This window comes from Pseudomonas aegrilactucae (assembly GCF_019168305.1).
Taxonomy (GTDB): Bacteria; Pseudomonadota; Gammaproteobacteria; order Pseudomonadales; family Pseudomonadaceae; genus Aquipseudomonas; species Aquipseudomonas aegrilactucae.
Genome location: NZ_JAHTBI010000001.1, coordinates 160,772 through 175,456, shown reverse-complemented (window position 1 = coordinate 175,456; position 14,685 = coordinate 160,772). Strand labels below are relative to the sequence as shown.

At 65.5% G+C, this 14,685-nt stretch carries 14 protein-coding genes; 4 read left to right on the top strand and 10 right to left on the bottom strand.

Features of this window, described 5'->3' with window-relative positions; translation table 11 throughout:
- Nucleotides 1-52 precede the first annotated feature (52 nt).
- The 6 genes from KUO17_RS00860 to dadA all read right to left on the bottom strand — a co-directional run bounded on the left by KUO17_RS00860 (nucleotide 53) and on the right by dadA (nucleotide 6,017).
- Complete coding sequence (locus tag KUO17_RS00860; protein WP_217973163.1) at nucleotides 53-1,918, bottom strand: acetyl-CoA hydrolase/transferase C-terminal domain-containing protein; 1,866 nt, start codon at nucleotides 1,916-1,918, stop codon at nucleotides 53-55.
- 126 nt (nucleotides 1,919-2,044) lie between these two features.
- Nucleotides 2,045-2,449 carry a c-type cytochrome gene (locus KUO17_RS00855; protein WP_217973180.1) on the bottom strand — a complete coding sequence of 135 codons (405 nt, stop codon included), beginning with the start codon at nucleotides 2,447-2,449 and terminating at the stop codon, nucleotides 2,045-2,047.
- Nucleotides 2,450-2,619: 170 nt separating this feature from the next.
- Nucleotides 2,620-3,168, bottom strand: a complete 549-nt coding sequence (locus KUO17_RS00850) for a cupin domain-containing protein (RefSeq protein WP_163941853.1) — start codon at nucleotides 3,166-3,168, stop codon at nucleotides 2,620-2,622.
- Nucleotides 3,169-3,276: 108 nt separating this feature from the next.
- Nucleotides 3,277-4,350, bottom strand: coding sequence for an alanine racemase (alr, locus tag KUO17_RS00845; RefSeq protein ID WP_217973162.1), 1,074 nt, complete (start codon nucleotides 4,348-4,350; stop codon nucleotides 3,277-3,279).
- A 40-nt stretch (nucleotides 4,351-4,390) separates the two neighbouring features.
- Nucleotides 4,391-4,744 carry a RidA family protein gene (locus KUO17_RS00840; protein WP_217973161.1) on the bottom strand — a complete coding sequence of 118 codons (354 nt, stop codon included), beginning with the start codon at nucleotides 4,742-4,744 and terminating at the stop codon, nucleotides 4,391-4,393.
- Nucleotides 4,716-6,017, bottom strand: coding sequence for a D-amino acid dehydrogenase (gene dadA / locus KUO17_RS00835; RefSeq protein WP_217973160.1), 1,302 nt, complete (start codon nucleotides 6,015-6,017; stop codon nucleotides 4,716-4,718). The genes KUO17_RS00840 and dadA overlap by 29 nt, the downstream gene beginning before the upstream one ends.
- Nucleotides 6,018-6,173: 156 nt before the next feature.
- Here dadA and dadR point away from each other — a divergent pair, with 156 nt between their 5' ends.
- On the top strand, nucleotides 6,174-6,662 hold the full coding sequence (dadR, locus tag KUO17_RS00830; RefSeq protein WP_042121505.1) for a transcriptional regulator DadR: 489 nt from the start codon (nucleotides 6,174-6,176) through the stop codon (nucleotides 6,660-6,662).
- Between the two features lie 3 nt (nucleotides 6,663-6,665).
- Here the strand turns inward: dadR and KUO17_RS00825 are convergent, their stop codons facing one another.
- On the bottom strand, nucleotides 6,666-7,019 hold the full coding sequence (locus KUO17_RS00825; protein ID WP_217973159.1) for a YkgJ family cysteine cluster protein: 354 nt from the start codon (nucleotides 7,017-7,019) through the stop codon (nucleotides 6,666-6,668).
- 70 nt (nucleotides 7,020-7,089) lie between these two features.
- Between KUO17_RS00825 and KUO17_RS00820 the strand changes: the two genes are divergently transcribed.
- On the top strand, nucleotides 7,090-8,415 hold the full coding sequence (locus KUO17_RS00820) for an NAD(P)/FAD-dependent oxidoreductase (RefSeq protein ID WP_217973158.1): 1,326 nt from the start codon (nucleotides 7,090-7,092) through the stop codon (nucleotides 8,413-8,415).
- On the opposite strand, the gene KUO17_RS00815 is transcribed toward KUO17_RS00820, so the two are convergent.
- Complete coding sequence (locus tag KUO17_RS00815) at nucleotides 8,412-8,627, bottom strand: DUF1127 domain-containing protein (protein ID WP_217973157.1); 216 nt, start codon at nucleotides 8,625-8,627, stop codon at nucleotides 8,412-8,414. The genes KUO17_RS00820 and KUO17_RS00815 overlap by 4 nt on opposite strands.
- Before the next feature lie 178 nt (nucleotides 8,628-8,805).
- Between KUO17_RS00815 and KUO17_RS00810 the strand changes: the two genes are divergently transcribed.
- The gene (locus KUO17_RS00810; protein WP_217973156.1) at nucleotides 8,806-10,236 is read left to right on the top strand and encodes an aminotransferase-like domain-containing protein; all 1,431 of its coding nucleotides are present in this window, start codon (nucleotides 8,806-8,808) and stop codon (nucleotides 10,234-10,236) included.
- Nucleotides 10,237-10,294: 58 nt separating this feature from the next.
- Nucleotides 10,295-11,854, top strand: a complete 1,560-nt coding sequence (locus KUO17_RS00805; protein WP_217973155.1) for a phospholipase D family protein — start codon at nucleotides 10,295-10,297, stop codon at nucleotides 11,852-11,854.
- Here KUO17_RS00805 and KUO17_RS00800 read toward each other — a convergent pair.
- Nucleotides 11,851-12,990: an MFS transporter gene (locus KUO17_RS00800; protein ID WP_217973154.1), complete on the bottom strand. Its 1,140-nt coding sequence runs from the start codon at nucleotides 12,988-12,990 to the stop codon at nucleotides 11,851-11,853. The two genes, KUO17_RS00805 and KUO17_RS00800, sit on opposite strands and share 4 nt — an antisense overlap.
- Before the next feature lie 115 nt (nucleotides 12,991-13,105).
- Entirely contained in the window at nucleotides 13,106-14,599 is a 1,494-nt protein-coding gene (locus KUO17_RS00795; RefSeq protein ID WP_217973153.1) for an aldehyde dehydrogenase, read from the bottom strand.
- Nucleotides 14,600-14,685: the final 86 nt, after the last annotated feature.

The window sequence follows — 14,685 nt, the reverse complement described above, 5'->3', positions numbered from 1 at the left end:
TCTCGAGATCTCTGATGACCCTGTGGGAGCTGGCTTGCCAGCGAAAGCGGTTTCAAGCGGACGCAGTAGCCTGCAACCCTGCCAGCAACAGCCGCTGGTACAGCTCCTCCTTCAGCCCATCCGGTTCATCCAGCCCCATGCGCAGCACATGCGCGGGATACGCCTCGGGCCCCGGCGCATCCAGGGCCGCCTTGCCCAGCTCCAGCACCTCGCTCAACTTGAACGTGCTCTTGAGCCAGTTCAGCGCGCGCAGCAGGTCCTTCTCCTCGGCCGTGAAATCGCTGCCCAGCGGGTACTCGGCAAACAACCGCGCATGCCGCGCACGCAACGCGTCCAGTCGCTGGGGCGTATTCTCGGTAAAGCGCACATCCAGCACGAAATCCTGCGCCAGCTTGCCGGCCTTTTTCGCCTGTTCCATCAGCTCGCCCTGGAACCGCGAGTCGCTGATCGCCAACAGCCGCGCAATCACCTCGGCATCCGTCTGCCCACGCAGGTCGGCGATGCCGTACTCGGTCACCACGATGTCGCGCAAATGCCGCGGGATGGTGCAATGCCCATAGGTCCACAACAGGTTGGAACTGACCTGCCCGCCCGCCTCGCGCCAGCTGCGCAGCAGCAGGACAGAGCGCCCACCTTCCAGTGCATGGCCCTGGGCGACGAAGTTGTATTGCCCGCCGACTCCGCTCAGCACCCGCCCATCCTCGAGCTGGTCGGCGACCCCGGCGCCCATCAGGGTCATGCTGAACACCGTGTTGATGAAGCGCGCATCGCGACGCTGCTCACGCTTGAGTGCCTCGTCGCCGTACAGCTCGTTGATGTAGCTGATGGCACTCATGGCAAAGCGTTGGCGCTGCGCCAGCGACATCTCGCGCAACCGCTGGTAGAACGCCTGCGGCCCCAGGAAAAACCCGCCATGCACCAGCACCCCATCGCCCACCGGACGACGCACGATGCCTGCCTCGACCAGTGCCAGCAGCCCGTTGACGAACATTTCGCTGCAGCCGTACAGCCCCAGGGCAAACGGCGCAGTGCCGCCTTCGCGCTCGATCAGCGCCTGCCACGGCGCCAGGTCCAGGTCGGCGAGCAAGGCCTGATACTCCGGCGCATCGGCCTGACGTGCGAGCAGCGCCGCCGCCAGGGCGTCACCCATGGCACCGATGCCGATCTGCAGGGTGCCGCCATCGCGTACCAGGGTGCTGGCGTGCACGCCGATGAAGTGGTCCTGGGTGGTCACCGGCATGTTCGGCGTGGAGAACAGCCGGGTGGTTTCAGGGGCATCGATCAACAGGTCGAAAGCGCTGTGCGCCAGCTCCGAGTCGCCCGGCATGTAGGGCAACTCGGCGTGCACCTGGCCCAGCATCAGGATGGTCTCGCCGGCCGCACGGCGGCGCGCGATCATCGGCAGCAGGTCGAGGGTGATGTCGGGGTTGCAGCTCAGGCTCAGGTGGTCGGGGCGCTCGGGCGATTGCGCGACGATCTGCGCCACCAGATTCAGGCCCTTGGCATTGATATCGCGCGCCGCATGGCTGTAGTTGCTGCTGACGTAGTCCTGCTGCGCCATGTGGCTGTGCAGCAGGCTGCCCGGCTGCATGAAGAACTGCTCGACACGGATGTTGGCGGGCAACTGGTCACGGCGCAGGTCGTGCAGGTAATCGAGTTCGGGGTAGTCGGCGAATACGCGTGCCACGAAGGGCTCCAGAAACCGCCGCTGCAGGCCGTCGCCCAGGCCCGGCCGACCCAGGCTCAGGGCGGTGTAGATCGTCAGCCGTCGCTCGGGCAGTGCACGCACCCGCGCATACAACGCATTGACGAAGCGGTTGGGCTTGCCCAGGCCCAGCGGCAGGCCCATGTGGATATGCGCCGGCAAGCGCGCCAGCACCTCGTCCACGGCGATCTCGATCGAACAGTGGTGCGCCATCTCGGCCTCCTGTGGCATCCGTGATTCCAGGGTTGGACCGAGCATGGCGCGGGTTTGCTGCAATGGCCAGCGTCAGACACGACAAAGCCCGCACGTGGCGGGCTTTGCGGGTGAAGCGTCGGGCGCCTAGAGGCCGGACATCTTCTTGATGGCGCCCTTGAGGTCGTCATCGGAACAATCGGCACAGGTGCCTTTGGGCGGCATGGCATTGATGCCGGTGATCGCCTTGGCAAGAATGCCATCCAGGCCACCCTGGTGGTCGGCGCGCTCTTTCCAGGCGGCGGTGTCGCCGATCTTGGGCGCATTCAGCAAGCCGGTGCCGTGGCACGCATTGCAATGCTTGGCGATGATCTCGTCCGGGGTCTTGGCAGCGCCGCCGCCGGCAGAGGCCACCACTTCCATACCCTTGCACTCCTGCCCCTGCACACACACCTGACCGACCGGCTCCAGCCGCTTGGCGATGTCGTCGTTGGTCGCAGCTTGAACACTGACAGCCCATAGGGCTACTACCGCTGCTGGTACGGCCAGCATTGTCTTGATTAGATTCACGCGTACACCCTCATGGTGGCTAGTCACGCCCGCGGCCACGGTTTCGCAGGCCGCGCAAGTATAACGGGAACCCTGCCTCACCGAAACAACCCTAGAGAATAAAGGGGTTTAGCCGCGACAATCAGCCGCGCCGCGCACCGGGCTCGCCGGGCCTAGAAGTTGGCCGGGGTCGCCGCACTGATCAGCCTGGCCGGCTCATCGTAGGGGTTGCGGAATCGATGTGGCTTGGTGCTCTCGAAATAGTAGCTGTCGCCCGCCTCAAGGATGAAAGTTTCAAGCCCCACCACCAGTTCAAGGCGCCCTTCAAGCAGGATGCCGGTCTCTTCGCCGTCGTGGGTGAGCATCTCTTCGCCAGTGTCGGCGCCCGGTGGGTAGACCTCGTTGAGAAAGGCAATCGCACGGCTGGGGTGGGCCTTGCCGACCAGCTTCATGGTGACCGCGCCATCGGAGATGTCGATCAGCTCGCTGGCCTTGTAGACGATCTGGGTCGGGTTTTCGGGTTGCAGCTCTTCGGAAAAGAACTCCACCATCGACATCGGAATACCGCCCAGCACCTTGCGCAGCGAGCTGATGGAAGGGCTCACGCTGTTCTTCTCGATCATCGAAATGGTGCTGTTGGTCACACCCGCACGCTTGGCCAGTTCTCGTTGAGACAGGCCCTTGAGCTTGCGAATGGCTTGCAGTCGTTCACCGACGTCCAAGGCTTAGGCCCTCCTAAACGAACGAGTGGGGTCGAAATTGAACGATATCATCGCAACAGCGTTCAGTATTTACAACACGTCGACCCGCAGCCCGTCTGCCTGGACACCTCAATCGCCGCTGTACACCAGCGGTACCCGGCGCAGGTTGCAGAAGATCTGGTACGGGATGGTACCGGCCTGGATCGCCACGTCGCTGGCCAGCACGTGCTTGCCCCACAGCTCCACCGGGCTGCCCAGGCCGGCCTCGGGCACATCGGTGAGGTCGATGCACAGCATGTCCATCGACACCCGGCCGATCAGTTGGCTGCGCTTGCCGGCCACCCGCACCGGGGTGCCGGTGGGGGCCAGGCGCGGATAGCCGTCGGCATAGCCCATGGCGACCACGCCGACCCGGGTGGGGCGCGGGCTGACGAATTTGGCGCCGTAGCCCACCGGCTCGCCGGCGGGCAGTTCACGCACGCAGATCACTTTCGATTCCAGGGTCATCACCGGCTGCAGGCGCCGGGCCTGGGCCTGGTCGACCTCGAAGGGGGTGGCGCCATACAGCATGATGCCCGGGCGCACCCAGTCGCTGGGTACCTGTGGCCAGCCGAGCACCGCCGGCGAGTTGCGCAGGCTGATCTCGGCGCTCAGGCCCTGGCGCGCCGCGTCGAACACCGCCACCTGCTCGCTGCTGGCCGGGCTGTCGAGTTCGTCGGCACGGGCGAAGTGGCTCATCAGCACGATGCGCGCCACCTTGCCGCTGGCCAGCAGGCGCTGGTAGGCACTGTGGTAATCCTTGGGGTGCAGGCCGACGCGATGCATGCCGCTGTCGAGCTTGAGCCACACCGTGATCGGGCGGGTCAGGCCGGCCTGCTCGATGGCCTCCAGTTGCCACAGCGAATGCACCACGCACCACAGGTCGTGCTCGGCGATCAGCGCCAGCTCACTGGCTTCGAAGATCCCTTCGAGCAGCAATACCGGCGCCTTGATGCCGGCCGCACGCAGTTCCAGCGCCTCCTCGATGCATGCCACCGCGAAGCCGTCGGCCTCGCCCTCCAGCGCCTGGGCGCAGCGCACCGCGCCGTGCCCGTAGGCATCGGCCTTGATCACGGCCAAGGCCTTGGCCCCGGTCAGCTCACGGGCGAGTTGGTAGTTGTGACGCAGCGCTTGAAGGTCGATCAGGGCACGGGCGGGACGCATGACGGCAGCCTTTTCTGGCAGTCTGGTTAGGGATAACGGATTACGGCAAGGCAGCGACGATCGAAATCTCGACCAGAATCTCTGGCTCGCACAGCGTGGCCTGCACGGTGGCACGGGCCGGGGCGGTGCCTTTTGCCAGCCACTGGTCCCACACCTGGTTCATGGCCTGGAACTGCGCGTCGATGTCCTTGAGATAGATGGTCGCCGACAGCACACGGCTCTTGTCGGTACCGGCCAGTTCCAGCAGCCGCTCGATGTTGGCCAGCGTCTCGCGGGTTTGCTGGCCGACGTCGGCGTTCATGTCGTCGCCCACCTGGCCCGAGAGGTACACGGTGCCGTTATGGGTGACGATCTGGCTCATGCGCTCATTGGTGAGCTGGCGCTGGACTGGCATGTTTTGCGGTCTCCTGACTGTGGGTGTAACGGGAAATATCAAGGCCTTCGGCGCTGATCTGCGGTTTCTTGCGCGCTATCAGGTCGGCCAGCAAGCGACCGGAGCCGCACGCCATGGTCCAACCGAGGGTACCGTGACCGGTGTTCAGGAACAGGTTGCGCAACGTGGTGGCACCCACGATCGGCGTACCGTCCGGCGTGGTCGGGCGCAGGCCGGTCCAGAAGCTGGCCTGGCCCAGGTCACCGCCACGAGGATAAAGGTCGTTGACGATCATCTCCAGCGTTTCGCGCCGACGCGGGTTGAGCGACAGGTCGAAACCGGCGATCTCGGCCATGCCGCCCACGCGGATACGGTTGTCGAAACGGGTGATCGCGACCTTGTAGGTCTCGTCCAGAATGGTCGAGGTGGGCGCCATGGCCGGGTCGCTGATCGGTACGGTCAGCGAGTAGCCCTTGAGCGGGTACACCGGTGCGCGGATACCCAGCGGCTTGAGCAACTGCGGCGAGTAGCTGCCCAGCGCCAGCACGTAGCGGTCGGCGGTTTCCAGCTTGCCGTCGATCCATACGCCGTTGACGCGGTCGCCGGCATGGTCGAGGCGCTCGATGTTCTGCCCGAAGCGAAATTCCACGCCCAGGTTGCGGGCCATCTCGGCCAGGCGCGTGGTGAACAGTTGGCAGTCGCCGGTCTGGTCGTTGGGCAGACGCAAGGCGCCGGCCAGAATGTCGGTGACGTTGGCCAGGGCCGGCTCGACGCGGGCAATGCCATCGCGGTCGAGCAGCTCGTAGGGCACGCCGGACTGTTCCAGCACGGCGATGTCCTTGGCCGCGTTGTCCAGTTGCGCCTGGGTGCGGAACAGCTGGGTGGTGCCCAGGGTACGGCCTTCGTAGGCGATGCCGGTTTCGGCACGCAGCTCGTCGAGGCAGTCGCGGCTGTACTCGGACAGGCGCACCATGCGCTCCTTGTTCACTGCATAGCGGTTGGCCGTGCAGTTGCGCAGCATCTGCGCCATCCACAGGTACTGGTCGATGTCGGCGGTGGCCTTGATCGCCAGTGGGGCGTGGCGCTCGAGCAGCCACTTGATGGCCTTGAGCGGCACGCCCGGTGCAGCCCAGGGCGAGGCATAACCGGGCGAGACCTGGCCGGCATTGGCAAAGCTGGTTTCCATGGCCACCGCCGGCTGGCGGTCGACCACTACCACTTCAAAACCCTGCCGGGCCAGATAGTAGGCACTGGCGGTGCCGATCACGCCGCTACCAAGTACCAGAACTCGCATGTTGTTATCCCTCGAAGCGGCGCACCGCCGACATTTGTTGTGTAAGGCATGGATGGGCGCAGTATAGGAATCCAGAGGCAGTGCTTTTCACTATATAAAAGCCTATATTTGGCGAGAATTCTCGGCAGTGTCGGCTTTTACGGAGGGGCATCCACTATGAGAACCCAGCATCAAAGCAAACGTGAACTGGACAAGATCGACCGCAACATCCTGCGCATCCTGCAGACCGACGGGCGTATCTCGTTCACCGAACTGGGCGAGAAGGTCGGCCTGTCGACCACCCCCTGCACCGAGCGTGTGCGGCGCCTGGAGCGCGAAGGGATCATCATGGGCTACAACGCCCGGCTCAACCCGCAGCACCTGAAGGGCAGCCTGCTGGTGTTCGTCGAGATCAGCCTGGACTACAAGTCGGGGGACACCTTCGAGGAGTTTCGCCGCGCCGTGCTCAAGCTCCCGCACGTACTCGAATGCCATCTGGTATCAGGCGATTTCGACTACCTGGTGAAGGCACGGATTTCCGAGATGGCCTCGTACCGCAAGCTGCTGGGCGACATCCTGCTCAAGCTGCCGCACGTGCGCGAATCAAAGAGCTACATCGTGATGGAAGAAGTGAAGGAAAGCCTCAACCTGCCGATTCCGGACTGAGGCCTACACCAGCACCTGGCGGGTGCTGGCGATGTACTGGTGCACCAGGCGCTCGGCCTGCGGGTCGATCATCTCGGCCGGCGCGCGCCCGTTGGGGCACGGCAGGCGCGGCGTGGTACCGAACAGACGACAGATCAGCGGCCGCTCTTCATACACCGTGCAGCCTTCGGGGCCCAGGTGCACGCAGTTGAGCTCGGCCAGCGCGGCCTCCTGCTCGGCCTGGGTCTTGCGCGGCAGGCGCGCCATCTCTTCGCTCGAGGTGGTGACCGGTCCGCAGCAGTCGTGGCAGCCCGGCACGCAGGCAAACGACGGGATCTGCTCGCGCAAGAAGCGGATCTTGTGGCTGTTGCAACTCATGAAAGGCTCGGGGGCAGGAGACTGAAGCGGCATTTTGCCCCACGGTTGCCTGCCGATGAAAGCACCGCCTATGCTGTGTCAAATTTTCCACACAGCCTCGACCAGGAATTCTCCCAACGTGCATACCACTTCCTACTACGCCGCCCACAGCGCTGGGCAACCGGTCTATCCGCCGCTGCAGGGCGAGCTGAGCTGTGACGTGTGCGTGGTGGGTGGCGGTTTCTCGGGGCTCAATACCGCCATCGAACTGGCCGAGCGCGGCCTGAGCGTGGTGCTGCTCGAGGCCCACAAGATCGGCTGGGGCGCCAGCGGGCGCAATGGCGGGCAACTGATTCGCGGGGTCGGCCACGGCCTGGACCAGTTCACGTCGGTGATCGGCAGCGAGGGCGTGCACAGCCTCAAGCTGATGGGCCTGGAGGCCGTGGACATCGTGCGCCAGCGCATCGAGCGCCATGCCATCGACTGCGACCTGACCTGGGGCTACTGCGACCTGGCCAACAAGCCGCGCGAATACCGGGGTTTCAGCGATGACATCGAAGAACTGCGCGCGCTGGGCTACGTCCATGAGCTGCGTCTGGTGCCGCCCGAGCAGATGCACACGGTGGTGGGTTCGAAACGCTATGCCGGTGGCCTGGTCGACATGGGCTCGGGGCACCTGCACCCGCTGAACCTGGCGCTGGGCGAAGCCGAGGTGGCCCGGCAACTGGGCGTGCGCCTGTTCGAGCACTCGCAGGTCACACGCATCGAGCATGGCCCGCAGGTGCGCGTGCACACGGCCAAGGGTTCGGTACGCGCCAGCACGCTGGTGCTGTGCTGCAACGCCTACCTCAACGACCTGGACCGCGAACTGGGCGGCAAGGTGCTGCCGGCCGGCAGTTACATCATCGCCACCGAACCGCTGAGCGACGCCTTGGCCCAGGAACTGCTGCCGCAGAACATGGCGGTGTGCGACCAGCAGGTGACCGTGGACTACTACCGCCTTTCGGCCGACCGCCGCCTGCTGTTCGGCGGCGCCTGCCACTACTCGGGCCGCGACCCGCAGGACATCAGCGCGTACATGCGGCCCAAGATGCTCAAGGTCTTCCCGCAACTGGCCGATGTGCGCATCGAGTACCAGTGGGGCGGCATGATCGGCATCGGCGCCAACCGCCTGCCACAGATCGGCCGCCTGCGCGACCAGCCGAACGTGTACTACGCCCAGGCCTACGCCGGCCATGGCCTCAACGCCACGCACCTGGCCGGCAGGCTGCTGGGCGAGGCGATCAGCGGCCAGCACAGCGGCCGCTTCGACCTGTTCGCCCAGGTGCCGCACATCACCTTCCCGGGCGGCAAGCACCTACGCTCGCCGCTGCTGGCGCTGGGGATGCTCTGGCACCGCCTCAAGGCGCTGACCTAGGACCTCCAGAACGGCCTGCCGCCCTCCTCGATCGCCTGCTCGCGGGTCAGGCCGATATCACGCAGCTGGTCGGCGTCCAGCGCCAGCAACTGCTGACGCGAACGCCGGCGCCGCATCATCAGGGCCCAGCCGCTCAGCCCTGCGGGAGCGTTGTGCGGCGTCGCCTCACCCTCGGCGCGCAGTTGCAGGCATACATCGCTTGAGCCGTTCATCTCTTCATTCCTCCAGGGTGGGTAAACCGTGTAGAAATGATGCGTGAGGCAGCAAGACCATTACAGATTCAAAGGCCATGTATTATTTCCATACAGACACCGCGCTTTTGCCTCTGAATGCTGTATTTTTGGCCAATCTGTACCGGTCCAGCATCAACCGCATGCCCAGGAGTACGCCATGACCCTCTACGTCAACCTTGCCGAGTTGATCGGCGCGCGCATCGAACAGGGCCTCTATCGCCCCGGCGACCGGTTGCCTTCGGTGCGCGCGCTGAGCGTCGAGCATGGCGTCAGCCTGAGCACCGTGCAGCAGGCCTACCGGGTATTGGAAGACCATGGCCTGGCAGCGCCCCGGCCCAAGTCCGGCTACTTCGTGCCTGACCACCGCCCCCTGCCCGCGCTGCCCGATGTGAGCCGCCCGGCCCAGCGCCCGGTGGATATCGGCCAGTGGGAACAGGTGTTCGAGCTGATCCGCAGCGTACCGCGCAAGGACGTGGTGCAACTGGGCCGCGGCATGCCCGACGTCGACAGCCCGACGCTCAAGCCGCTGCTGCGCAGCCTGGCGCAACTGAGCCGGCGCCAGGACATGCCTGGCCTGTACTACGACACCATCGCCGGCACCGAGGCGCTGCGCGAACAGGTGGCGCGGCTGATGCTCGATTCGGGCTGCAGCCTGAGCGCGGCCGACCTGGTGATCACCACCGGTTGCCAGGAGGCCCTGTCGACCAGCGTGCGCGCGGTGTGCCAGCCAGGCGATATCGTCGCGGTCGAATCACCGAGTTTTCACGGCGCCATGCAGACCCTCAAGGGCCTGGGCATGAAAGCCCTCGAGATCCCCACCGACCCGCTCACCGGCATCAGCCTGGAAGCGCTGGAGCTGGCCCTGGAACAGTGGCCGATCAAGCTGATCCAACTGACTCCCAGCTGCAACAACCCGCTGGGCTACATCATGCCCGAGGCGCGCAAGCGCGCCCTGCTGACCCTGGCCCAGCGCTACGACGTGGCGATCCTGGAAGACGACGTGTACGGCGACCTGGCCTACACCTACCCGCGCCCGCGCACCATCAAGTCGTTCGACGACGACGGCCGCGTGCTGCTGTGCAGCTCGTTCTCCAAGACCCTTGCCCCGGGCCTGCGCATCGGCTGGGTCGCGCCGGGGCGTTACCTGGAACGGGTGCTGCACATGAAGTACATCAGCACCGGCTGCACCGCCACCCAGCCGCAGCTTGCAATCGCCGATTTCATCGAGGCCGGCCACTACCAGCCGCACCTGCGCCGCGTGCGCAGCCAGTACCAGCGCGCCCGCGACCAGATGATCGACTGGGTCGCCCGCTACTTCCCCGAAGGCACCCGCGCCAGCCGCCCCCAGGGTGGCTTCGTGCTGTGGGTGGAGCTGCCGGAAAGTTTCGACACGCTGCGCCTTAACCGGGCTTTACTTGAACAAGGTGTGCAGATTGCCGTGGGCTGCATCTTTTCGGCGTCGGGCAAGTACCGCAACTGCCTGCGCATGAACTTTGCCGCGCGCGCCACGGCCGACATCGAGGCGGCCGTGCGCAAGGTGGGCGAAACCGCCATTCGTCTACTGGCCGAGGATGAACACGGCAGGTAACGTTGCGCCGCTTTGCGTGGTCCCTCTTCCATCGCCTTCGCGTTCAGGACGTGCCCCTTTGACCATTCTTCGGGCCTTGCCGCTGTTGCTGTTGAACCTCGCCCTGGGCCTGGGCGGCTGCGCCACCAGCAGCGCCCCACGCACCGTCAGCCAGGCCCTGCCGGCCAGCGACTCAGCGTTCGGCCGCTCGGTGCTGCGCCAGGCCAGCCCCCATGACGGGCGTTCGGGGTTTCGCCTGCTGCCCAACAGCAACGAGGCGTTTCGCGCCCGCGCCGAACTGATCCGCAACGCCCAGCGCAGCATCGACCTGCAGTATTACATCGTGCACGACGGCCTCAGCACCCGCACCCTGGTGCATGAACTGCTGCTGGCGGCCGACCGTGGCGTGCGCGTGCGCATCCTGCTCGACGACACCACCAGTGACGGGCTGGACGAGGTCATGGCCACCCTGGCAGTGCACCCGAATGTGCATATCCGCGTGTTCAACCCGCTGCACCTGGGCCGCAGTACCGGCATCACCCGCGCCATGGGTCGCCTGTTCAACCTGTCGCAACAGCACCGGCGCATGCACAACAAGCTGTGGCTGGTGGACAACAGCATGGCCATCGTGGGTGGGCGCAACCTGGGCGACGAGTACTTCGACGCCGAGCCCAACCTGAATTTCACCGACATCGACCTGCTCGGCGTGGGCCCGGTGGCCGAGCAACTGGGGCACAGTTTCGACCAATACTGGAACAGCGCCCTGAGCCGGCCGATTGGCGATTTCATGTTGCGCCAGCCCGATGCCGATGACCTGCGCGCCAGCCGCGAACGCCTTGAAGCCTCCCTGGAGGAAGCCAAGGTCAAGCGCAAGGCGCTGTACGAGCGGCTGATGGCCTACAGGACGCAGCCGCGCCTGCAGGTATGGCGCAACGAGCTGATCTGGGCGCACAACCAGGCGCTGTGGGATGCCCCGAGCAAGGTGCTGGCCCAGGGTGAACCCGACCCGCAGCTGCTGCTGACCCAGCAACTGGCGCCGGACCTGAACAACGTGCACCACGAACTGATCCTGGTGTCGGCCTACTTCGTGCCCGGCGAGAGCGGCCTGCTGTACCTCACCAGCCATGCCGACGCCGGGGTGGCGGTGAGCCTGCTGACCAATTCGCTGGAAGCCACCGACGTGCCGGCGGTACATGGCGGCTATGCACCGTACCGCAAGGCGCTGCTCGAGCACGGGGTCAAGCTGTTCGAACTGCGCCGCCAGCCCGGCGACCCCAGCAGTGGGCGCATCCACCATTTCGGCAGTGCCTCGGACTCCAGCCTGCACAGCAAGGCGATGGTCTTCGACCGGCAGAAGACGTTTATCGGCTCGTTCAACTTCGACCCGCGCTCGGTGCTGTGGAACACCGAAGTCGGCGTGCTGGTGGACAGCCCGCAACTGGCCGAGTACACCCGCGAACTGGCGCTGCAGGGCATGGCCCCGGCCCTGAGCTATGCGCCGCGTCTGGTCGACGGGCAACTGGTGTGGGTAACCGAGGACAATGGCCAGGTGCACAGCCTGAGCACCGAGCCTGGCGGGTGGTGGCGACGCTTCAATGCCTGGGTGAGCAAGGCGGTGGGGCTGGAAAAGATGCTTTAGGCGACCGCCGGCTCGAAAGCATTCGGTCGGCGCGCCAGCAGCACCAGCACGAACGCCCCCGCTGCCATCAGCCACGGCAGTGCGTGCCCGCTGACCCATTGGCTACCCGCCCCGGCGGCCAGCGGCCCGATCAGGCAGCCGATACCCCACAGCTGTGCCACGTGAGCATTGGCGCGCACCAGTGCGTCGTCGCGGTAGCGCTCGCCGATCAAAATCAGCGACAAGGTGAACAAGCCCCCGGCACTGGCACCGAACAGTACCCACAGTGGCCAGATGACCGGGGTGTGCATCAGCAGCGGAATGCCCAGGCTCGACACCAGCAAGGTCGCTGCACAGCCGGTGAACAGCGTACGACGCGACATGAAATCGGCCAGTGCACCAATGGGCAGTTGCAGCAACGCATCCCCCACCACCACGGTGCTGACCATGAACAGCGCCACCTCGGTGGTGAAACCCTGCTGCAGGCAGTACACCGGCAGCAGCGTCAGAATCATCGCCTCGAAGGCGGCAAACAGGGCAATCGCCCACGCGATCACCGGCAACCGACGGCAGAAGCCGACCAGGTCGCGCAGGCTGACACCGCAGGCATCGGCACTGGGCGCGCCGGTGCGACCGATCAGCACCAGTGGCGCCAGCACCAGCAACCCGGCACCGATCCAGAAACCCAGGTCATTCTCCGAGCCCAGTACGCCCAGCAGCAGCGGCCCGGCCAGCTGGCTGAGGGCATAGCTGCTGCCATACAGCGCCACCAGCCGACCCCGCCATTGCTCGACCACCAGTTGGTTGATCCAGCTTTCGCCGAGGATGAACACGATGGTCAGGATCACCCCGATCAGCAGGCGCAGCGCCAGCCATATCGGGTAGCTAGGCAACAGTGCCAGCAGGCCGATCGACAGCGCACCGGCCAGCAGGCACAGGCGCATCAGCGTCGCGGTACCGAAATACGCCGCCAGGCGGCTGGACAGGCTGGCACCGACCAGTACGCCGATCGCCGGCATCGCCGCCATCACGCCTATCGCAAAGCTGCCGTAGCCCCAGCCTTCCAGGCGCAACGACACCAGCGGCATGCTCACGCCCAGGGCCAGGCCCACACTGAGCACCGACGACAGCACCGCGAAATAGGTGGCCCAACGCATTTCAAGGTCCTCAACGATGATGAATCGCCACATGCAACACAGCCGGGCCTGCGCTAACGCAGGGCCCGGCTGTGGCGCGGATCGCTCGGGGCGGCGCGCAGGCCGCCCGCAGGCCTTACAGCTTGATCCAGGTGGCCTTGAGCTCGGTGTACTTGTCCAGTGCATGCAGCGACTTGTCACGGCCGTTGCCCGACTGCTTGAAGCCGCCGAACGGCGCGGTCATGTCGCCACCGTCGTACTGGTTGACCCAGACGCTGCCTGCACGCAGGGCCTTGGCGGTCTTGTGGGCCTTGCTGATGTCGGCGGTCCACACCCCGGCGGCCAGGCCGTACGGGGTGTCGTTGGCGATGTTGATGGCCTCTTCGACGGTATCGAAGGTGATTACCGACAGCACCGGGCCGAAGATCTCTTCCTTGGCGATGCGCATGGCGTTGCTCACGCCGTCGAAGATGGTCGGTTCGACATAGGTGCCGCCGGTCTCTTCAAGGATGCGCTTGCCGCCTACCAGCAGCTTGGCGCCGTCGCTGTGACCGGCCTCGATGTAGGACAGCACGGTGTTCATCTGCTGGGTGTCGACCAGTGCACCGACGGTGGTGGCCGGGTCCAGCGGGTTGCCTGGCTTCCAGGCCTTGAGGGCCTCGAGTACCAGCGGCAGGAATGTGTCCTTGATCGAACGCTCCACCAGCAGGCGCGAACCTGCGGTGCACACCTCGCCCTGGTTGAAGGCGATGGCGCTGGCGGCGGCCTCGGCGGCGGCATTCAGGTCCGGGGCATCGGCGAACACGATGTTCGGGCTCTTGCCGCCGGCTTCCAGCCACACGCGCTTCATGTTCGATTCGCCGGCGTAGATCATCAGCTGCTTGGCGATCTTGGTGGAGCCGGTGAACACCAGGGTGTCGACGTCCATGTGCAGGGCCAGGGCCTTGCCCACAGTGTGGCCATAGCCTGGCAGTACGTTGAGCACGCCGGCCGGGATACCGGCTTCGATCGCGAGCTGGGCGATGCGAATGGCGGTCAGCGGGGATTTTTCGGACGGCTTGAGCACCACCGAGTTACCGGTGGCCAGCGCCGGGCCGAGTTTCCAGCTGGCCATCAGCAGCGGGAAGTTCCACGGCACGATGGCCGCCACCACACCCACCGGCTCACGGGTTACCAGGCCCAACTGGTCGTGCGGGGTGGCAGCGACTTCGTCGTAGATCTTGTCGATGGCTTCGCCGTTCCAGCTCAGCGCCTGGGCTGCGCCCGGCACGTCGATGTTCAGCGAATCATTGATAGGCTTGCCCATGTCGAGGGTTTCGAGCAGGGCCAGCTCTTCGACGTTCTGCTTGAGCAGGGCGGCGAAACGGATCAGGGTGGCCTTGCGCTTGGCCGGCGCCAGGCGCGACCACGCGCCGGAGTTGAAGGTGGCACGGGCGTTTTCCACCGCACGCTGGGCATCGGCTTGGTCGCAACTGGCGACCTGCGCCAGAAGGCGTCCGTCGACCGGGCTCAGGCACTCGAAGGTGGCGCCGGAAACGGCGGCGGTGTATTCACCATTGATGAAGGCACGGCCTTCGATCTTCAATTGCTGGGCACGCTGTTCCCAGTCCGCACGCGTCAGGGTGGTCATACCAAACTCCTCCTGTTGTTGAGATGCAGCGCCGCACGAGGGGCCATGGGTGCTGTCGAAATGCTGCCGGAGCGCGATCGCTCTAC

Excerpts from the sequence above, each read along its gene's own strand:
- KUO17_RS00860 (WP_217973163.1), bottom strand. The coding sequence starts at position 1,918 with ATGGCGCACCACTGTTCGATCGAGATCGCCGTGGACGAGGTGCTGGCG.
- KUO17_RS00855 (WP_217973180.1), bottom strand. The coding sequence starts at position 2,449 with ATGCTGGCCGTACCAGCAGCGGTAGTAGCCCTATGGGCTGTCAGTGTT.
- KUO17_RS00825 (WP_217973159.1), bottom strand. The coding sequence starts at position 7,019 with ATGAGTTGCAACAGCCACAAGATCCGCTTCTTGCGCGAGCAGATCCCG.
- KUO17_RS00800 (WP_217973154.1), bottom strand. The coding sequence starts at position 12,990 with ATGCGTTGGGCCACCTATTTCGCGGTGCTGTCGTCGGTGCTCAGTGTG.
- KUO17_RS00810 (WP_217973156.1), top strand. The coding sequence starts at position 8,806 with ATGACCCTCTACGTCAACCTTGCCGAGTTGATCGGCGCGCGCATCGAA.
- KUO17_RS00815 (WP_217973157.1), bottom strand. The coding sequence starts at position 8,627 with ATGAACGGCTCAAGCGATGTATGCCTGCAACTGCGCGCCGAGGGTGAG.
- dadA (WP_217973160.1), bottom strand. The coding sequence starts at position 6,017 with ATGCGAGTTCTGGTACTTGGTAGCGGCGTGATCGGCACCGCCAGTGCC.
- KUO17_RS00795 (WP_217973153.1), bottom strand. The coding sequence starts at position 14,599 with ATGACCACCCTGACGCGTGCGGACTGGGAACAGCGTGCCCAGCAATTG.
- dadR (WP_042121505.1), top strand. The coding sequence starts at position 6,174 with ATGAGAACCCAGCATCAAAGCAAACGTGAACTGGACAAGATCGACCGC.
- KUO17_RS00820 (WP_217973158.1), top strand. The coding sequence starts at position 7,090 with ATGCTGTGTCAAATTTTCCACACAGCCTCGACCAGGAATTCTCCCAAC.
- alr (WP_217973162.1), bottom strand. The coding sequence starts at position 4,350 with ATGCGTCCCGCCCGTGCCCTGATCGACCTTCAAGCGCTGCGTCACAAC.
- KUO17_RS00840 (WP_217973161.1), bottom strand. The coding sequence starts at position 4,744 with ATGCCAGTCCAGCGCCAGCTCACCAATGAGCGCATGAGCCAGATCGTC.